This is a genomic window from Vibrio sp. 10N.286.48.C11, from assembly GCF_041469805.1.
Taxonomy (GTDB): Bacteria; Pseudomonadota; Gammaproteobacteria; order Enterobacterales; family Vibrionaceae; genus Vibrio; species Vibrio crassostreae_C.
Genome location: NZ_JBFRLK010000020.1, coordinates 1 through 18,673, shown reverse-complemented (window position 1 = coordinate 18,673; position 18,673 = coordinate 1). Strand labels below are relative to the sequence as shown.

Sequence of the window (18,673 nt, the reverse complement as noted above, 5' to 3'; positions counted from 1 at the left end):
TCGAAGAAAGATACTTGCATCCCGTATCTGCTCTTTATCGAACCAACCAGCTCTTCGGGTTTTGGGCTTGGCTGTTTCTACGAATTTCAAAGTACAATGATGGGCGTGTTTGGCCGCCAGTGTCACCTGCAAGCGCGATGGCTTCACCCGCTTTAACCTTGTCACCTTCTTTCTTCAGTAGTGCTTGGTTAAAGCCATAGAGCGTCATATCACCTTTACCATGATCGAGAAGAACCACTAAACCATAGCCTCGCAGATACTCGGCAAATACCACCGTACCTGAGTAAACGGATTTAACCTGCTGACCGTACTTGGCGTTGATCACCATGCCTTTCCAGTTAATTTGACCCGTTTGGCGTGAGCCGTAGTTATGTAGAACTTTATCTTTGATTGGCCAAGGCAGCTTGCCTTTACGTTTGGCTAACCCATCCATAGGGACGGCATTTCGCCTCTCGCGAGCTGCTTTTTCGGCTTTCGCTATTTCAGCTTTGAGGCGAGTTTCATTTCGCTGAAGCTCTGCTAGGTAATTCTGGTCACCCGAGATGTTTTTCTTGATGCTACCAACCGTTTTCTTACGTTGTGTTTGGGTTTTTGCTAACGTATCGCGCTTGGTGGTTTGTTGTTTTAGCAGCGTTGCTATCTGTTCTTGCTCGAGTTGACGCTGTTTATGGCTCTCTTCTAATTCAAGTTGCGTCTGTTCAATCGTTTTGATTGTTGCGGAGCGCGCTTTGGCAAGGTGTTGGTAATAGTGACTGATGCGATCTTCTTCGACACCGGTGTTGAGGATGTGAGAAGACGCTTTGGCTCGACTTGTCATGTAGTAAGTCTGAATCAGTTGCTCTAACTTGTCTGTCTGGACTTTTTTCTGAGCAGTAAGCGCTTTAATCTTAGTGTCTAAGTTAGCAAGATTTGCATTGGCCGTATTGAGCTGCTTTTTACTGTCGAGTATCGCTTTTTCAAGCGAAGCGATGGATAGCTCTTGTTTCTTGAGGCTTGCTTGCAGGCTATCGAGCTTTTTCTGCTGTGAGGATAGGTTTTTTTGTTGGCGAGATATTTCACTCGTTACGCCTTTCAATTCCCCCTGAGAGGCGGCAAATGACGATGTAGGTAAAAGAGCAACACCAAGGCTGGTAGATATCAAAAGAGTCCGGCTAATGGCTCGAATTTGTTTCATCATTATCGTCATTTTGCTCTTATTTATGATCAACAGCTGCTGCGAGTCTTTTGCTGTGAGTCTTTTCGCATCTCGGCTATCGGTTATTCGTCGAATCCCGAATTTGCTCTTAAATCCCATCACCATGGATGAAGTTCTGAGAGCGACCATTGAATCCTTGGTCCATATCTAAAGACGGCTTGTCAGTTTTCGGTTTTCCAACAATTTTTGCAGGAACACCAGCGACAGTCGTATGAGGCGGTACGGCTTGTAGAACCACAGAGCAAGAACCAATCTTAGCGCCTTCACCCACTTCAATGTTGCCGAGGATTTTAGCACCTGCACCAATCATCACGCCTTCTCGGATCTTAGGGTGACGATCGCCACCTTCTTTACCCGTACCCCCTAAAGTCACGTCTTGAAGGATAGAGACATCATTTTCAACGACGGCTGTTTCACCAATCACAATGCCTGTCGCGTGATCAAGCATGATAGCTTTACCGATACGAGCCGCCGGGTGAATATCCACTTGGCAAGCAACTGAAATTTGGTTCTGTAGGTAAGTGGCAAGCGCAATACGACCTTGCTTCCACAACCAGTTAGCCACTCGGTAACCTTGAAGAGCGTGGTAGCCTTTTAGATAAAGCAGAGGCATCGAGTACATCTCAACCGCAGGATCTCGGTTTACCGTCGCGCAAATATCACAAGCGGCCGCATCAATAATCGATTGGTCCTGCTTAAATGCTTGTTCAACCACTTCACGCACTGCCATTGCTGGCATTGATGCTGTTTTTAGCTTATTTGCTAGGATGTAGCTAAGCGCAGCACCTAAGCTTTCGTGGTTGATAATGGTGGCATGGTAAAAACTCGCAAGCATAGGTTCTTGCTCCGACTGCTGTCGAGCTTCCTTCACAATGCATTGCCAAACTTTTTGTTGTTCACAGTGTTTCATTTTACCATCCATCTTATCTATTTTATCCCACGACTGAATACGCGATGTTATCGCTCTGACTTCTTGTCTCGAGCAAGTAGATCTTGTGCTGCTAAGTGTGCGTCTTTCCCTTGATACAGCACTTGATAAATTTGTTCAACGATTGGCATCTCAACGCCCATGCGTTCTGATAATAACCAAACTTCTTTGGTGTTGCGATAACCTTCAACGACTTGGCCAATTTCTTCTTGTGCGGTATCTACATCTTTGCCTGCGCCAAGTGCCAAACCAAAGCGACGGTTGCGTGATTGGTTATCAGTACAGGTTAGTACTAAGTCACCCAACCCTGCCATGCCCATGAAGGTTTCGGGTTGTGCACCCAGTGCAGCACCTAAGCGACTCATTTCAGCTAAGCCACGCGTGATCAGTGCAGTACGAGCATTGGCACCAAACCCAATACCATCCGACATGCCTGCGCCAATTGCGATAACATTTTTCACTGCGCCGCCAAGTTGCATACCAATGAAATCTGAGTTTGCATACACGCGGAATGTTTTGCCGCAGTGGATTTTTTCTTGGAGCTCTTCTAGGAAAACTTCATCAGGTGAAGCTACAGAGATAGCCGTTGGCATGCCCATCGCTAACTCTTTGGCGAAGGTCGGTCCTGATAGAACCGCTAACGAGTAACCATCACCCAGCACATCATGCGCGACATCTTTAAGCAGGCGGCCGGTCTCTGGCTCTAAGCCTTTGGTCGCCCAACAGATGCGAGAGTCTGAGGCTAAGTAAGGTTTAACGCTATTAAGCACAACGCCGAATACGTGGCTCGGGACTACAAGTAAAAGGTCTCGGCTTGAAGTCACTGCTTTTTCTAAGTCTGATTCAATGATCAGGCTTTCTGGGAATTCTATATTTGGTAGAAACTCATTATTAGCGCGCTCAGATTCAAGGCGAGCCATATGAGCAGGGTCATGCCCCCAAAGAACAACGTTTGCACCGTTACGCGCTAGAGAGATAGCTAAAGAGGTTCCGTAAGAACCTGCACCAATGACAGTCATGGCGATCTCTTTTCCGTAAGCGCTGTCTTTACCGTAAGCGTCTGTCGTGTTGGTCGGGTGAGTTGTGTCTGTCATGCTTCCACCTAAAAATATTGAGGGAAATCGAAGAATTCTGGAAAAGCTTTCCACTAAAATAAGAAGAGCTTTCAACTTTAGTACAGTGTAAAGAAAAAATGCACATCGCAGAAGTTGCGATGTGCATTTAAAAGCGAACTAGCGCTTGAATCGTTAGAGTTAAGTTCTACTTTGAGACTTAAGCCTGTTCGCCTTCAGCTTGCTGAGCTTGGTTCTGTAGGTAGTTCATGAACAAAGCATCGAAGTTTACAGGTGCTAGGTTCAGTTGTGGGAACGTACCTTTAACCACTAGGCTAGAAATCGTTTCACGAGCGTATGGGAACAGGATGTTCGGGCAGAATGCACCTAGGCAATGAGCCAGTTGGCCAGCTTCCATTTCGCTTGCAGAGAAGATACCGCCTTGTTGAACTTCACAAAGGAATGCAGTGTCGTCTGCGTTCTTAACCGTAACCGTTAGACGTAGGATGACTTCGTAAACGCCTTCGCCAAGTTCACGGCTTTGAGTGTCTAGGTCCAGTTTTACATCTGGGTTCCACTCTTTTTGAAACATGTCTGGCGAGTTTGGCGCTTCGAAAGAGACGTCTTTTAGGAAGATACGTTGGATTGCGAAGTTTTGTTGTGCGTCTTGTTGTGCTGCTTCAGCCATTTTCTTGTCCTTAAAAATTTTAAATTAGACTCTGTTCATTGTATTTATCGAACAGAGCCTGAAAGTTAGTTGATCGGTCAGCCGCTTCTTGCCTTTAACCTATTTCTTACCTTTAACTACTTCTTGCCTTTAACTAAAGGAAGGTTAGCTTCGCTCCAAGCCACTAAGCCGCTTTTCAGTACGCTTACGTTTTCGAAACCTGCTTTAACCAGTAGGTTAGCGCTTTCTTGAGCAGTTTGACCTGTCTTGCATACTACGATGATTGGGTCTGCTTTGTGGCTTTCAAGGCTACTAAAGCTATTTGCTTTGATGTCTGACGGCAAAATGTGAACTGCGTCCGTAATATGGCCCTTTTTGAACTCATCCTTAGTACGAATATCAACCACAATACCGTTTTCACGGTTAATCATGTGTGTGGTCTGCGCTGCCGTGATCTCTTTGTAGGCTGCGTTTGATGTCTTGATAACGTTCGCAATGATGGCAACAACCAAGCCGATCCATACGATGGCTAAAATCATATTCTCTTGAACAAATGGAACTAACTCTTGCATATCTTGAACTCTTATTCGTTATTGGGCGAAAAACTATAGGTCAGGAGTATAGCGATAAAGGATAGGAGAATACAGAGGAAGCATAGGGTTGTGATGACAGGTGAGATGTAAAATGGTTTCTGTCTACAAATTATGCATTTACTTGAACACATTTATTCACTAGTATTATCAATTGATTGTTTAAGCTGAACAATCAGTTGAGGACATTCTTAACCTCAGCATATAAACGTTTATATTAATGGGAATCATTATGAAAAAAATGGCTTTAGCGGCAGCACTAGCTGTTAGCTTCTCTGGCGGTGTTTTTGCAGCAGCAGAAGGTGCAGCAGCAGGTGCTGGCGCATCAACAGCAGCAGCGGGTACAGCAACAACAGTAGCAGTAACAACTGCAGCAGTCGCAGTAGGCGTAGCAGTTGCTGTTGCTTCTAACGACGGCGGCGCTACAACTACAACTACAACTAACTAATTTATAGTTGTAGCCTGTATAAAACCATTTTATGTGAAAGCATAAAATGGTTTTTTTATATCAGTGTGTCCTAAATAGCCTCGCTAGGAAGCAAAATAATCATGATCAAACCGCTTATCGTATTTTTAGGGCTGCTAGTTACTGGTTGCTCACAACAGTTCCAAGATCTTAATTCCACCTTCAATGAAGCTCTCTTTGGTGATGCCGACGTCAGTACCACGGCCGAATATATTCAAGATCTGCCTTACGCTAGTATCTATGCCGAAATTAACGATCAAGGTAAGATTTTTATGGTGTTGGCTTTTGTTGGTCAAAACCCTGTAACCGGGGCTGAACAGCTCAAATGGATGTCATCAGACAAAGCCATGATCGTGACGGAAAATGGACGAGTGGTTCAAACCTTACTCCTGCCTTATGAAAATCTATCAGGTTTAACCGTTAAACCGGCCAATGCATTGGTGCCAAGTTTTGATTTGTCGGCAACGGCCAAGACTCAAGAGTGGCAAGCTACCTACGATTGGCAACCCGATTACCGATTTGGCTACAGTGCAAACATCGTTCGAACATACCTTAATGAAGAAACCGTACAAACTCCGATTGCGAACATTGAGGCACGCAAGTTTGTAGAGCAGGTCCGTTACCCTGCCCTAGGACAAGATATTGAGAATTTGTATTGGGTAAACAAAAAAGGACAGGTCGTCAAAACGGTTCAATACCTTGGCCCTGAGATGACCCGTTTAGAGCTGACATTGCTAAAACCTTATCAAGCCAACCAACCTAAGTAACAAAGTTGTGAGTGAATAAAATGAATTATTTAAAAAAACTAGGGTACACAGCAGTACTTACGGTTTGTAGCGTTCTAGTGCCACCGCTTGTCATGGCTCAAAGCCAAGTTCCAGTGCTTACGGTCGAGTTACCGGTACAAGGTATCACGCTGCAATATTCGCAACCTACGCGCTTAGAACAAGTATTAATGGATGCCAATACGAATGGCGCGTTAGGGTACTTCCCGCTGTCTGCACAGTTATTTGATCGCAATGCTCAACCGCAGGTAGACAAGGTAAAACAACAGGTGTTGGATAAGCTCAAGCATTTTTCTTTACAAGAGCCACAAGCAACATCTGTGATTAAGCAGCTCGAATCTTTTGATTATCAAGCACGCTACTTTGTTGAGTTAGACCAAAACGCAGTGATGTCTCAGGCAGATAAGAATCCCTTATTGGTTTCAACAAAGCCAGCTGTTGCATCGAAACAGTCAGCTATGGCATCAAAACAACAAGCTACGGCGTCGAAACAGTTAGCTACGGCATCAAAACAACAAGCTACGGCATTAAAAAAGCCAGCTTCGCAAGGAGTTAGCGCTAAATCAACGGAACAACAGCACTTTGAGTTATATCTAACCGCTCGCCCAACCTCCGTGAATGTAGTCGGGGCAGTAAAGCAAGCTCAGACGCTGCCTTTGGTTGAACACGCTCAGCTAGATAACTATTTAACGCGGTTGCCAAAAGGCCAGCTGCTAGATATTGCTGATAACAGCACGGCATTTGTCATCCAACCTGATGGGCAGGTGAATGAAATCAGTTATGCCTACTGGAACAGTAAGCCCGCTTATTTTGCTCCCGGTGCTATTGTTTTTATCGCCTTTGATTCGCTCCCTTCTGAGTTTTCCACTTTGAATCAAGACATTGTCGAACTTCTACGTCATAAGGTTAATCTGTAATGTCGGCTACTCAATCATTTCCATTATCCCTGCTCGCAAGTTCGATTACAGGTGCCTTACTGGCTGTCAGTAGTTTTGCTGTTAGTGCGCAAGACTTTTCTGCCACCACGCAAGAACAGCTACCTTCTCAAGTCGAGGTTTCTGGCTTTAGTACGCCAACGCTAAAACACTCTCAATCGGACTTTGGGGGGGTGGGTTTAATGCAAATGCCTACCGCGCGTATGGCTCCAGAGGGTGAATTCAACCTAAGTGCATCGTTCAATAACGAATATTATTTTTATAACGTTAGCCTGCAATTGATGCCTTGGTTAGAAACCACGATTCGTTACACACAAACACAAGATGTACTTTATAGCGGGGATAATGCTGGGGACCCTAATTGCTCTGCTGATAATTTTAGTGGTTGTAACACGCACGCTGACAAAGGCATCGATTTTAAAGTTCGGTTAATCGAAGAAGGCTACTATTTGCCAGAGTTTTCTGTCGGAGTACGTGACTTCGGTGGAACAGGATTATTTGATGGCGAATTTGTCGCGGCGAGTAAACGATTTGGCCCGCTTGATGTCACGTTAGGCATGGGCTGGGGCTACATGGGCACCAGTGGTAATTTCACCAATCCGTTCTGTAAAGCCAGTGATAAATTTTGCGAGCGTGAGTCAGATACAAAAGGTAGAGGTGGTATGGTCGATTTTGAGCGCTGGTTCAAAGGCGATGCGGCAATCTATGGTGGTTTAGAATATCAAACGCCTTATAAGCCATTAACGCTTAAGCTTGAATATGACAGCAATGACTATTCACAAGATTATCCCGTAACGAATGGTGCTGCGGTTATGACGCAGCATACCCCTTGGAATGTGGGCGCAGTGTATCGTTTTACTGATTGGGCAACGGCAAAAGTCAGTTATGAGCGTGGTGATACCCTAACCATGGGTTTTGACTTAACCACCAACTTTAATCAAATAGCCTCCGTGTGGCGAGATACCGAAGCGGCCACTTTGCGACCAAGCGAAGCAAGCAGCATGGATGAGGTTGAACTGGCCAAGTTGACCCAAGAACTTGAGACCGTTGCGGGTTATGAGCAAGCGCAGATCTTAGTCGACGACAATACGTTGATTGTGAAAGGCGAGCAGGTCAAATACCGCAATCGAGAGGTCGCGCTGGAACGTGGGGCAACGGTTATTGCTAACCATGTCCCTGACTATATTGACACCTATAAGATCGTTGAAACCAGTAACGCAGGTGAGTTAAATCAAACCGCTATCGATGCCAATCAATTTAAGCAAGTTGCTACATACCAGTATTTGGACTCGGATATTCAAGACGCTGCACAACCAAGTGATGTCGAATCGAAATCGGCGATCGCTTATCAAGATGATATAGATTATCGCGAAGGTATAACTTATTACGACGGCAGAGAACGTTTCGATGTGTCTGTCGCGCCTAACTTGGCGCAATCTTTTGGCTCAGCGGAAGATTTTTACCTATATGCTCTAGGCTTATACACCAATGCGTCTTTCTGGGCGACCAACAACATTGAGCTGTCTGGTTCTTTGTATATTAACTTGATCGACAACTACGATAAGTTTAATTATGAAATTCCACAAGATGGCACTGCGCAAACGCCACGAGTGCGAACGCTTTTCCGTTCTTACGTTGACGAGCCTGTTCGTTTAGACCGCTTGCAGCTGACGTGGTTTGAAGACTATGGCAGCAGTATCTACACCCAAGCTTACGGTGGTTACCTAGAGAGCATGTTTGCAGGTGTGGGTGGTGAAGTGCTTTACCGCCCATACAACAGCAACTGGGCAATTGGTGCCGACGCGACAGCCATCAGCCAGCGAGACCCAGAAAGTTGGTTTGGTACGTTTGATGAAGAACTGCAATACCATGAAAAAGATCAGGCTTACTACAAGGTGATTGATAAAGGCACCACCGGATTTGTTACCGGCTACTACATGCCGCAGTGGGATTTCTTAAGTGACACTTTATTTAAAGTTGGTGTGGGTAAATTCTTAGCGGGAGATATTGGTACTCGTATCGATTTCTCTAAGCAGTTCAAGAGCGGTGTTATCGCTGGTGCGTTTGTTAGCTTAACCGACATGACCACCGAAGAATACGGTGAAGGCAGCTACACCAAAGGCTTTTACGTATCGATCCCATTCGATCTAATCACGGTTAAGCCGAGCTCAAGCCGTTCACAATTCACATGGCAACCACTAACTCGTGATGGTGGACAAGTCTTGAATAAGCAATACAACTTGTTCGACCAAACCGACGCTCGCTCACCTTGGTTCCAAAGACCAAGTAGCGTGAAGTAGAGCGGAAAGAGCAGTATCGAGATACGAAGAGCGAGAAAAGATAGATTCGGGTGATCGGGTCTTGAAGAGCTTCAAGGTAGGTGAGAGAAATTGAGCCTACGAAAGCCTATCTTTTGGTTCTCCCCCTTGAACGCCGTTCGTTTGTGAGCGGTGATGTTCATCAAAGGGGGAGTTAGAGGGGGATGTTAAACTATGTGTTACCAACCCCTCCCAGCCTCCCCTTATGTTGGTATTTTCTGCCAAGCTGCAGCTGTGATAAAGGGGAGGAGCTAAAAGTATCCCGTTACGGTTTTACCTGCTCTTGACCTGCTCTTGGCTCTTCGTTTACTCGTATCTCGCTACTCTCATCTGCTCTTGAGCCCTTAAGCTCTTCGTATCTCGTTCACTCGAATCCCGCATCTGCTCTTAAGCTCTTCGTATCCCGTTTACTTGAATCCCGCAACTGCTCTTGAGCTCTTCGCATCTCGTTCACTCGAATCCCGCAACTGCTCTTGAGCTCTTCGCATCTCGTTTACTTGCATCCCGTATCTGCTCTTTAACCATTCAACTAGGTTGATAATAAGCATAAATTGTGGATAATGTTCACGAATTAAACTAACCGTGTGCGGTGGCATTTTTACAACATTTACTTGCTCAGTTAATTAGATAGTCCTACTCAATTCTAAGTGTCTTTAGGGCCAACTAAATGAGTAGGATCAAATAAGTTACGCAGTGTGATGTCGCGGAGTATCAAAGGGCGGTAGCGTCCCCGTTTATTAATTGTAAATGGGAGTAAGATCTTACTATTTTTTATTACTTTCTCTAATCTCCTCTTGTGTAACTGATAAAATTACAAAACCTCTATTCTTTGGATGTCCTTTTAGGCGCCAGACACATTCCGTTTCTATGACTTGGTAAACATGAAGATTAATAAAAATCGCCTCATTTTAGCGCTCCTGCCAGCATTATTAGCAGGCTGTACCACTCCAGGGACCCACCTTTCCACTGACAATAAGAATGTGATTCAGCCTTCAGAAGAACAGCAAGAATCTGATATCTCTGATGTGGTTAATGTGTATCCGCTGACGGCACAGCTAGTATCGACTTATCAAACGGGTACATTGTCGGTTTCACAAGCCAACCCTGAGCTTGACGTAGACATCGCAAAGTATGAATACAAAGTTGGCGTCGGTGATATCTTAAATATCACGATCTGGGATCACCCTGAACTGACGATTCCTGCCGGTTCTTACCGTAGCAGCACAGAAGCGGGTAACTGGGTTCATGCAGACGGCACTATTTTCTACCCGTACATTGGTACAGTAGAAGTGGCAGGAAAAACGGTTCGTGAAATTCGTTCTGATATAGCAGAACGTTTGGCGAAATACATCGAAAGCCCGCAAGTTGATGTAAACGTCGCGGCTTTCCGATCTAAGAAAACCTACATTACGGGTGAGGTGTCGAAACCTGGCCAGCAAGCAATCACCAACATCCCCTTAACGTTATTGGATGCCGTGAACCGTTCTGGCGGTTTATCTGAAGATGCCGACTGGCGTAATGTTTCACTAACACGTAATGGCGTGGAAGAAAGCCTGTCTTTGTACGGCTTGATGCAACGTGGTGACCTAACGCAAAACCGCTTACTGCAAGCGGGTGATATTGTTCACGTGCCGCGTAACGATAACCAAAAAGTATTCGTGATGGGTGAAGTGAATGACCCGCAACTGTTGAAGATCGACCGTGTAGGCATGAGCTTAACGGAAGCTCTCAGCAACGTTGGTGGCATTAACCAATTAACGGCAGACGCCACGGGCGTATTTGTGATTCGCACTTCGGATGATAAATCAGAACGCATGGCAGACATCTACCAGCTGAATATGGAAGATGCTTCAGCATTGGTGATTGGCACTGAGTTTGATCTAAAACCTTACGACATTGTTTATGTCACGGCAGCACCAATCACCCGCTGGAACCGTGTGATAGGACAGTTGCTTCCGACCATTTCTGGATTTAACAACCTAACTGAAGGCATGTTGCGCGTTCGTAATTGGTAATAAGCCCTGGTTTGTAATAAACCCTAATTAATCATCAGGTTGCATTGTACGTGTAACCTGATTTTTACATCTAAAAGTAAACCCAGCTTATAGGCCCAATACAATTAGAGACCATTATGTTTAATAAAATTTTAGTCGTCTGCGTGGGTAATATTTGCCGTTCCCCGACGGGAGAGCGCGTTCTTCAAAAGCTGCTCTCCAACAAAGAAGTGGCCTCTGCCGGTATTGCTGCCGAGAAAAGTCGTTTAATTGGTAAGCCAGCAGACGATACCGCGATTTTAATCGCCGCAGAAAACGGGGTCGATGTTGAAAACCATCAGTCTCAACAAGTGACACCACAGCTTTGTGCTCAGTACGACTTGATCTTGGTGATGGAGAAGGGTCATATGGAGGCGCTCACTCAAATATCACCGGAAGCGCGTGGTAAAACCATGCTGTTTGGTCAGTGGATTGGTCAAAAAGATATTCCCGATCCGCACCGTCAAAGCCGCGAAGCGTTTGAATACGCTTATAAGCTGATTGACGAAGCCGCACAAGCTTGGGCGAAAAAACTGTAGGTTTAAAAAGACAGTAGGTTTAAATAGACAGCTTTTTAAATGTCATGCTCTACACGTAGGCGTGGCTAAACCACCAACGGAATCATATAGAAGAGAAGTACGCGGAGCGTATATATCGTCTCTTAAATAGCAATAATTTAGGAAGTAGTAATCTGATGACAACACAACCATCTCAGCAATCACACACAGATAACTCTGATGAGATAGATCTAGGAAAACTGCTTGGTATCTTATTAGATGCTAAATGGTTAATCATACTGACCACATTTGTTTTTGCTGTGCTTGGTATTGCGTTTGCTCTGCTTTCAACGCCGATATACAAAGCCGATGCCCTGATTCAAATTGAAGAGAAGAGCTCTGGCGGCATTTCATCGATGGTCGGTGATATGGGAGAACTGTTCTCTCAGGAGTCTTCTGCCACAACAGAAGTCGAGATCATCAAATCTCGTATGATCTTGGGCGAAACGGTCGATAAGTTTAACCTCACGACGGTGACTTCACCCAACTATGCGCCCATCGTAGGTAAAGGTTTTGCCCGCTTAACTGGCGACATCAACCACATCGCAGTGAGTCGTTTTACCTTGCCAAGATACGCAAGCGGTTACGGACACACCATTCAGATTATCGATGCGGAACAGGGCACTTACCAACTGGTTCGTGACGATGAACGCGTTATCTTACAAGGCAAAGTGGGTGAGCTAGCCACCGCTGACGACTACAGTTTGTTTGTGGCGGGTTTTGAGTCGCATAACGATTTTGAATTTTCAATAGGTCAGCGTAGTCGACTAGAAGCGATCGAATGGTTGAAAGCTTCTTTGTCTTTGTCTGAGCAAGGTAAGCAAACCGGTATTTTGAAGCTAAGCTTTGAAGGCGAGAACAAGCAACAGATTTCTGAAATCCTTAACCATATTAGCCAGATCTACTTCTTACAAAACGTGAAACGTAACTCAGCGGAAGCAGAGAAGAGCTTAGAGTTCTTAGAAAGTCACCTTCCGGGCATTAAATCTGAGCTAACCGGCTATGAAGATGTACTGAACAATTACCGCCAAAAGAACGAATCGATCGACTTGGGCTTAGAAGCACAATCAACCTTGAGGGTAATGGTAGAGCTTGAAGCGCAATTGAATGAACTGACGTTTAAAGAGAGTGAGATCAGCCAACGCTTCACTAAAGATCACCCAGCATACAAAGCCTTACTTGATAAGCGTAAAACGCTATTGGGTGAGAAAGAGCGCCTAAACAAGCAAGTACAAAAACTACCGAAAACACAACGTGAAGTACTGCGTATGACGCGTGATGTTGAAGTAAACCAACAGATCTACATCCAGCTTTTAAACAAGGTTCAAGAGCTGAGCATTATTAAGGCCGGTACAGTCGGTAACGTTCGTATATTAGATGACGCTCAGGCTTATGCTGGCGCCGTTAAACCGAAGAAGCCACTGATTGTTGTATTGGCGACGCTACTGGGTGGCATGGTAAGTGTCGCGTTTGTATTAGTGAAAGCAGCGTTCCACCGTGGTGTTGAAAGCCCAGACCAAATTGAACAAATCGGCCTGCCTGTTTACGCAGCGGTACCAAAATCTGATTTACAAATTGAGCTAACCAACCGCTTTAAATCAAAGAAACAGAAGACTAAAGGGACCCAAGCACTGCTTGCTGAATCTAACCCTGCTGACCTTTCGGTTGAAGCATTGCGTGGCCTGCGTACCAGTTTGCACTTTGCGATGCTAGAAGCGAAAAATAACGTCTTGATGATCTCTGGCCCTGCACCGGGTATCGGTAAATCATTCATCTCGACTAACTTTGCCGCAGTAGCAGCAAAAACAGGCCAAAAAGTGCTGTTGATTGATGCCGATATGCGTAAAGGTTACCTACAACAAAGCTTTGGTGTGAACTGGGATAACGGCCTTTCTGATGTATTGAGCAGCAAGCAAGAGTTCGCTCAATCAGTGAAGTCGACACCAGTAGAAAACCTAGAAATCATTACCCGCGGGCAAGTACCACCCAACCCATCTGAACTGCTTATGCACCCGCGCTTTGCAGAACTAATGGAATGGGCATCAAAAGAATATGACTTGGTGATTGTCGATACCCCGCCAGTACTCGCGGTAACCGACCCTAGTATTGTTGGCGCCTTCGCGGGCACCACACTAATGGTGGCGCGCTACGGTCAAAACACCATTAAAGAGATCGATGTGGCTCGTAACCGTTTCGAACAATCAGGTATCGAAGTGAAAGGCGTTATCTTCAACGCCATCGAGAAGAAAGCATCAAGCTCATACGGCTACGGTTATTACAACTACGCATATTCGAGCGACAAGAAATAAAGTTAAAGAGCAGTAACGAGATGCGAGTAACCGGGTAAACGAAGAGCTAAAGACAGTAACGGGATGCGAGTGGCGAGATACGAAAAGCGCCACTCGAATCCGTTCTTCATCTCTTGTTACTCGTTTACCCGCTGCTCGAATCTGCTCTTTTAGCTCTTCGAATCCCGTCTACCCGCCACCCGTATCTATTCTTTATCCAATCTTCAAATTATTCGAAGACTTAGCTTTTGGTTCTCCCCCTTGAACACCGGACTATTGTGAGTGATGGTGTTAATAGAAGGGGGAGTTAGAGGGGGTTGCTAGCGATGCCTAATCAACCCCTCCCAGCCTCCCCTTATATTGATATTTTCTGCCAAGTAACAGTCGTGATAAAGGGGAGGAGCTAAAAGCACCACTATCATATTCTTGTCCTCGCTCTTCACCTCTGCTCTTAATCTCCTCGCATCCCGTTTACTCGCTACCCGCATCTATTTTTTAATCACCCCACCCGTTAAATACAATCCAATCGCCGCTAGCACAGGATAGCCAAACGCTTCATTGGTCATTTCCCCTAATGGCTTCCAATCGTAACCGTGCATGCAGCCAAGAATCACCATCACATGCAGTGCCACATAAGGAATGGTGAACAACAACACAATGTAGCGCTGTACCAACTTAAAAGGTTCATACGCTTTAAGCAGTGCCAGCTTGTGCTTCGCTTTTTCTTCATCAGTAAAAAACATCGCATCTCCTGTGTTGGTGAGTGCATCTAACCCCTTGCTAATCGAAGACTGGCTCCCGAATATTCTTCCGAACAATGTCATACTGCTCCTTGGTTTATTGATTGGCTTTGACCGCATGTATAACCTTTGACTGTATAACCTTATGGTTCGACAACCTTAGCGAGCCCTCTGCTCCGCCATTTATCCGTTGAATTAGATTCCCTATCACGTTCGTCCCTCACTGTAGGGAATGACGACTACTTTTATTAAGTGAATAATCTCACGACTCCGTCATTCCGCCATTCTGTTGCTTTAGAGGCGAGGAACGAAGTATCTGGAATCCGCTTTTAGTCTTTTCGCATCTCGCTTACTCGAATCCCGCAACTGCTCTTCAAATTATTCGAAGACTTAGCTTTTGGTCCTCCCCCTTGAACACCGGACTATTGTGAGTGATGGTGTTAATAAAAGGGGGAGTTAGAGGGGGTTGCTAGCTAATGCCTAACCAACCCCTCCCAGCCTCCCCTTATATTGATATTTTCTGCCAAGTAACAGTCGTGATAAAGGGGAGGAGCTAAAAGCACAACAACCATCTTCTTCTCCTCGCTCTTAATCTCTTCGCTACTCGTTTACCCGTCACTCGCATCCCGCAACTGCTCTTCAAATTATTCTAAGACTTAGCTTTTGGTCCTCCCCCTTGAACACCGGACTATTGTGAGTGGTGATGTTAATAAAAGGGGGGAGTTAGAGGGGGTTGCTAGCTAATGCCTAACCAACCCCTCCCAGCCTCCCCTTTCGAATCCCGCATCTGCTCTTAAGCTTTTATCTTCAAAACAGGACACGCCTTATTCACGCCCCAATCTTTATGCCCCTTAACATTCTCATCTGAAATCAAGAACTGCTCTTGTAACGCTGCCACCAAACCAAACAGCGCCTTACGCTGCGCAAGTGTGAAGTTGTCTTCTGGTTGCAGCTCGGCATTACAACCGCCAACCAAACAAACCCCAATATTGCCCTTGTTGTGTCCTTTCACATGCGCGCCAGTTTGCGACAGCGGCCTGCCCAATTGGACATCCCCATTGCGACGAATAACAAAGTGATACCCCACATCGCGCCAGCCTCTCTTTTTATGCCATTGGCGAATCTCGGCTACGCCTACATCTTGCTGTGGCGGCGTGGCGCTGCAATGCACAGTAATAAAGGAATATGGCGGGCAATGAGGTAAGCGGAGTAAAACCGAAACCAGGCTGAATGAATAGGATGCTGAAGGTAAACAAGGCTCTAACGAAGGGATAAGCTCCATCTTGCTAGCCTGCTCTTCCGAATCAATTCGTTCTTTGGTGTCAGCCCGCTCTTGTAAAACAGACGCTTCTAACGGCTGATTTGGAACTCGATCAGTTGCTGGTGGAGTGTTTGACAAAATAAATCCTCGTGTTGTTGTAAATAGGCGATTAAAGACGTTGATAGCGATTCATTTAAATCAGGGTGCAATGCGATGTGTTGTCGCAGACTGGTGGCTACGGTTTTTTCATAGCCGGGGTGGTGGCTGACATAACGTAAATACATCACGTAATAACCCAGAGGCTGCTTACGCCGTGCTCGGCTGATCATCCAACAAATATCGTCATAGCTGGGGGTGTCACCGCATTCATCCTCATTAAAATAACAACCTTCTAAATGGCTTTCTTTATAACCGTTAACTTCATAGCTCAGTACTTGGCCAAACCCATCACTATCACTAAAAAGTAACGGCTGGCGTGACTGAATGAGGGAGTTAGCGTGGCACTCGATGCTCGCCATTCCGGGTTGATACGCTGAAATAAAAAGAGAAACTATCGCCTTCATTAAGCACCTTATTGCTGCATGGGGAGGGCAATGTACTTCAACATTCTTGATTGGGGTTGGCGGGAATAACACGAAAACAGAGGAATACAGAAAAATGAGAGGTGCTTCGAAAAGCCATTGCTTAATAAGGTTGATGTTGCATATCTATCCGAGGCGATTAACCAAACATCTTTTCTTACAACTTATCTCATGGGCCTTTCGCCCCTAAAGCGCCAAAAAGTGTTGTTAATGCTCTGTATATCAATGGATTTCTGTACGAATGACTAATTAACAAGGAGCGTTAACCATGTGTGTTTCTCTAATTCTTTCTTTCATCCCATTAAAAACTGGCTCGCCAATAAGCAAGTTAGTGCTATTGAAATTAGCCGATAACGCCGACGCGCGCGGCGTGTGTTTCCCATCCTTAAATTATTTAGCGCAATATTGCGAAGTGTCGGTAAGAACCGTGAAACGACACGTTAACGAGCTCGAAAAGCAAGGCTTTGTGAAGCGAATAAAGCGGTTTGATGATTCAGGACGCCAGCGCAGCAACATATATCAGCTACGCCTTCCTAGCGACAGCCACATTCAGCAGATCGATCTAGACCAAGCGAATCAAGAGAACACGAATGTAGAACAAACAGGTTTACCGTCAGCTTCGTCGGAATACCCCCAGAAGACAGAACATGCGCAGAAAACCGACCTTTCAGACACTCCCCTGGGTGACTCAAGATCCACTACGGAGAGTGATCATCCGGCACACATAATCTTTCATAAAGAACATAAAACAGAGTTGATCTTGAAAAACGGCCTCTTGGATGACACCGATGTTCTTGATCCCCAAAGCGGTTCTGAACAACATGAGGTATCGACACCTCAAGCCACCACTACTCCAATAAGCCAACAGAATGAAGTCGTGATTCACCTGCTCACCAAAGAGGGCAGCGCGCCGATTTATCATGAGTTCACCACCATATTAGAACGCACCTACCCAAAGTTAGATGTGCTGCAAGAACTGCATGCTATGCAAGCCTGGCTGTACATCAACCCCGATAAGCGCAAACCCTTTGAGCACATTGGTCACTTTGTGAATGGCTGGCTAAGAAGAAGCGCCCAAGCCAAAGCGAAGCGAGACTCATCGCCAGTCTTTAAGCAGGCTAGAGCGGCTAAGCAAACAAAAGCGGCTAAACCAGCAAGGGCTTCTGCTTCTACATCGACCAAGGAAGCTAAAACCCAACCGGCAGCCAAGCCCATGGTTCACAAACAACCCACGCCCGTCTCTCAGGCCCTAGCGGACTACCAAGCCAAAAGCACCACCAATCCGTTCGAAGCACGTATCAAGGCCCTAGTTCAATCCAAATCGCCCTGCACGGATTCTAAAAAGTGACCATTCGATTATTCACAGACGAAGCGCTTGTTCACACAGCCAAAGCTATTAAAAAAATAGCTTAGAAAACCAAGATCTTAGGAAACCAAAAGGCTAGGGCAGACCAAGCGCGAATACAGACAAAAAACGTCAAGAAACAAAAGTAGAATTAGGGAGAGGGCAAATGGACGATATCAGCCTAAAAAAACTGACAACGGAAGAAAAAGTCACCATTTTAGAAAAAGAGATAGCGCGAGTGGAAGGGCGTATTGGCGAGTTCTTGAAGCTGCTGGTTAGCCACTACCCACAAGGGTTAACACGCACAGAGATTAAAGCGTTATTGGCGGTAAACAACAACCCAAGCTTCGTTTCGCTATACCGCAACGGCAATATTTTCATTGATATAGAAAAGCGCTACTGCGACGCAGCACAAGAAAACCGCTACCACATAGGGACTCAGTACCTGCAAGACGTACAATGCTTCCGGTGGCTGAATGCGTGGTGAGTTGTTTGTCATACCAGAGTCAATTTCAAACTGGTTAATATGCACTTACTTTGCTAAAATGCTCCGCATATTTAAAACCGTATGAAAAACGCATAAAGCGAACAAATTGTCACTATTGCCTTTAGGAGCCAAACCTAAGGGCGGTAGCGTACCCAAATGCGACTGGCTAGCAAGTTTAAAAGTGCGGTAAGCCGAAAGGTTGAAAGCTGCTTTGGCGGCCTATTGGGGCGGTTTTTAAAAAGACAGAAAAATCTAGGTTTTATAAGGGATTGTAAAAAATAGACTGTCTCAAAATGAATAAAAAGTGTCTCAGTGAATTTTTATTACTGAGATGATTTTGCGAAAAATTGCTCAAAAAAATTCACGTCAATGTTCATTTTTAAGCAGGGTTCCCGCATGTAGGGAAAATTCACGTACATGCCCTGGGATGAAAGACTGTCATGAG

The 18,673-nt window shown here is 45.4% G+C and carries 16 protein-coding genes and 1 pseudogene; 9 read left to right on the top strand and 8 right to left on the bottom strand.

The features are described 5' to 3' along the window. Positions 1–34: 34 nt before the first annotated feature. From AB4209_RS06885 to AB4209_RS06865, 5 genes are all read right to left on the bottom strand, one after another. Entirely contained in the window at positions 35–1,186 is a 1,152-nt protein-coding gene (locus AB4209_RS06885) for a murein hydrolase activator EnvC (protein WP_372055274.1), read from the bottom strand. Positions 1,187–1,283: 97 nt separating this feature from the next. Further along, positions 1,284–2,105 carry a serine O-acetyltransferase gene (gene cysE / locus AB4209_RS06880; RefSeq protein ID WP_009847961.1) on the bottom strand — a complete coding sequence of 274 codons (822 nt, stop codon included), beginning with the start codon at positions 2,103–2,105 and terminating at the stop codon, positions 1,284–1,286. 47 nt (positions 2,106–2,152) lie between these two features. Next, positions 2,153–3,217: an NAD(P)H-dependent glycerol-3-phosphate dehydrogenase gene (gene gpsA, locus AB4209_RS06875; RefSeq protein ID WP_372055272.1), complete on the bottom strand. Its 1,065-nt coding sequence runs from the start codon at positions 3,215–3,217 to the stop codon at positions 2,153–2,155. A 178-nt stretch (positions 3,218–3,395) separates the two neighbouring features. Then, the gene (gene secB, locus AB4209_RS06870) at positions 3,396–3,863 is read right to left on the bottom strand and encodes a protein-export chaperone SecB (RefSeq protein ID WP_016786318.1); all 468 of its coding nucleotides are present in this window, start codon (positions 3,861–3,863) and stop codon (positions 3,396–3,398) included. Positions 3,864–3,979: 116 nt separating this feature from the next. Next, positions 3,980–4,414 carry a rhodanese-like domain-containing protein gene (locus AB4209_RS06865; protein WP_372055270.1) on the bottom strand — a complete coding sequence of 145 codons (435 nt, stop codon included), beginning with the start codon at positions 4,412–4,414 and terminating at the stop codon, positions 3,980–3,982. Between the two features lie 250 nt (positions 4,415–4,664). On the opposite strand from AB4209_RS06865, the gene yjbE reads away from it, so the two are divergent. The 7 genes and pseudogenes from yjbE (at position 4,665) to AB4209_RS06830 (ending at position 13,835) form a co-directional block, all read left to right on the top strand. Beyond that, positions 4,665–4,880: an exopolysaccharide production protein YjbE gene (gene yjbE / locus AB4209_RS06860; protein WP_243584134.1), complete on the top strand. Its 216-nt coding sequence runs from the start codon at positions 4,665–4,667 to the stop codon at positions 4,878–4,880. A 101-nt stretch (positions 4,881–4,981) separates the two neighbouring features. Beyond that, a complete protein-coding gene (locus AB4209_RS06855) occupies positions 4,982–5,665 on the top strand; it encodes a YjbF family lipoprotein (protein ID WP_372055268.1) in 684 nt (227 codons plus the stop codon). A gap of 20 nt (positions 5,666–5,685) precedes the next feature. Next, positions 5,686–6,600: a capsule biosynthesis GfcC family protein gene (locus AB4209_RS06850; RefSeq protein ID WP_372055266.1), complete on the top strand. Its 915-nt coding sequence runs from the start codon at positions 5,686–5,688 to the stop codon at positions 6,598–6,600. 170 nt (positions 6,601–6,770) lie between these two features. After that, positions 6,771–8,918, top strand: a pseudogene (locus AB4209_RS06845) (YjbH domain-containing protein); the annotation flags it as partial. Between the two features lie 899 nt (positions 8,919–9,817). Further along, positions 9,818–10,951: a polysaccharide export protein gene (locus AB4209_RS06840; RefSeq protein ID WP_372055264.1), complete on the top strand. Its 1,134-nt coding sequence runs from the start codon at positions 9,818–9,820 to the stop codon at positions 10,949–10,951. A 116-nt stretch (positions 10,952–11,067) separates the two neighbouring features. Continuing rightward, positions 11,068–11,508, top strand: a complete 441-nt coding sequence (locus AB4209_RS06835; protein ID WP_102440976.1) for a low molecular weight protein-tyrosine-phosphatase — start codon at positions 11,068–11,070, stop codon at positions 11,506–11,508. 155 nt (positions 11,509–11,663) lie between these two features. Next, on the top strand, positions 11,664–13,835 hold the full coding sequence (locus tag AB4209_RS06830; protein ID WP_372055262.1) for a polysaccharide biosynthesis tyrosine autokinase: 2,172 nt from the start codon (positions 11,664–11,666) through the stop codon (positions 13,833–13,835). Positions 13,836–14,302: 467 nt separating this feature from the next. Here AB4209_RS06830 and AB4209_RS06825 read toward each other — a convergent pair whose 3' ends face one another. The 3 genes from AB4209_RS06825 to AB4209_RS06815 form a co-directional block, all read right to left on the bottom strand. After that, complete coding sequence (locus AB4209_RS06825) at positions 14,303–14,638, bottom strand: hypothetical protein (RefSeq protein ID WP_029224976.1); 336 nt, start codon at positions 14,636–14,638, stop codon at positions 14,303–14,305. Between the two features lie 709 nt (positions 14,639–15,347). After that, positions 15,348–15,953: an N-acetylmuramoyl-L-alanine amidase gene (locus AB4209_RS06820; RefSeq protein ID WP_372055260.1), complete on the bottom strand. Its 606-nt coding sequence runs from the start codon at positions 15,951–15,953 to the stop codon at positions 15,348–15,350. After that, positions 15,905–16,378, bottom strand: a complete 474-nt coding sequence (locus AB4209_RS06815; protein ID WP_372055258.1) for a hypothetical protein — start codon at positions 16,376–16,378, stop codon at positions 15,905–15,907. Before AB4209_RS06815 ends, AB4209_RS06820 begins: the two co-directional genes overlap by 49 nt. 286 nt (positions 16,379–16,664) lie before the next feature. On the opposite strand from AB4209_RS06815, the gene AB4209_RS06810 reads away from it, so the two are divergent. Continuing rightward, positions 16,665–17,744 carry a helix-turn-helix domain-containing protein gene (locus AB4209_RS06810; protein WP_372055256.1) on the top strand — a complete coding sequence of 360 codons (1,080 nt, stop codon included), beginning with the start codon at positions 16,665–16,667 and terminating at the stop codon, positions 17,742–17,744. 163 nt (positions 17,745–17,907) lie between these two features. Then, positions 17,908–18,228: a hypothetical protein gene (locus AB4209_RS06805; protein ID WP_102320641.1), complete on the top strand. Its 321-nt coding sequence runs from the start codon at positions 17,908–17,910 to the stop codon at positions 18,226–18,228. Positions 18,229–18,673 lie beyond the last annotated feature (445 nt).

Excerpts from the sequence above, each read along its gene's own strand:
- AB4209_RS06885 (WP_372055274.1), bottom strand. The coding sequence starts at position 1,186 with ATGACGATAATGATGAAACAAATTCGAGCCATTAGCCGGACTCTTTTG.
- cysE (WP_009847961.1), bottom strand. The coding sequence starts at position 2,105 with ATGAAACACTGTGAACAACAAAAAGTTTGGCAATGCATTGTGAAGGAA.
- gpsA (WP_372055272.1), bottom strand. The coding sequence starts at position 3,217 with ATGACAGACACAACTCACCCGACCAACACGACAGACGCTTACGGTAAA.
- secB (WP_016786318.1), bottom strand. The coding sequence starts at position 3,863 with ATGGCTGAAGCAGCACAACAAGACGCACAACAAAACTTCGCAATCCAA.
- AB4209_RS06865 (WP_372055270.1), bottom strand. The coding sequence starts at position 4,414 with ATGCAAGAGTTAGTTCCATTTGTTCAAGAGAATATGATTTTAGCCATC.
- yjbE (WP_243584134.1), top strand. The coding sequence starts at position 4,665 with ATGAAAAAAATGGCTTTAGCGGCAGCACTAGCTGTTAGCTTCTCTGGC.
- AB4209_RS06855 (WP_372055268.1), top strand. The coding sequence starts at position 4,982 with ATGATCAAACCGCTTATCGTATTTTTAGGGCTGCTAGTTACTGGTTGC.
- AB4209_RS06850 (WP_372055266.1), top strand. The coding sequence starts at position 5,686 with ATGAATTATTTAAAAAAACTAGGGTACACAGCAGTACTTACGGTTTGT.
- AB4209_RS06840 (WP_372055264.1), top strand. The coding sequence starts at position 9,818 with ATGAAGATTAATAAAAATCGCCTCATTTTAGCGCTCCTGCCAGCATTA.
- AB4209_RS06835 (WP_102440976.1), top strand. The coding sequence starts at position 11,068 with ATGTTTAATAAAATTTTAGTCGTCTGCGTGGGTAATATTTGCCGTTCC.
- AB4209_RS06830 (WP_372055262.1), top strand. The coding sequence starts at position 11,664 with ATGACAACACAACCATCTCAGCAATCACACACAGATAACTCTGATGAG.
- AB4209_RS06825 (WP_029224976.1), bottom strand. The coding sequence starts at position 14,638 with ATGACATTGTTCGGAAGAATATTCGGGAGCCAGTCTTCGATTAGCAAG.
- AB4209_RS06815 (WP_372055258.1), bottom strand. The coding sequence starts at position 16,378 with ATGAAGGCGATAGTTTCTCTTTTTATTTCAGCGTATCAACCCGGAATG.
- AB4209_RS06810 (WP_372055256.1), top strand. The coding sequence starts at position 16,665 with ATGTGTGTTTCTCTAATTCTTTCTTTCATCCCATTAAAAACTGGCTCG.
- AB4209_RS06805 (WP_102320641.1), top strand. The coding sequence starts at position 17,908 with ATGGACGATATCAGCCTAAAAAAACTGACAACGGAAGAAAAAGTCACC.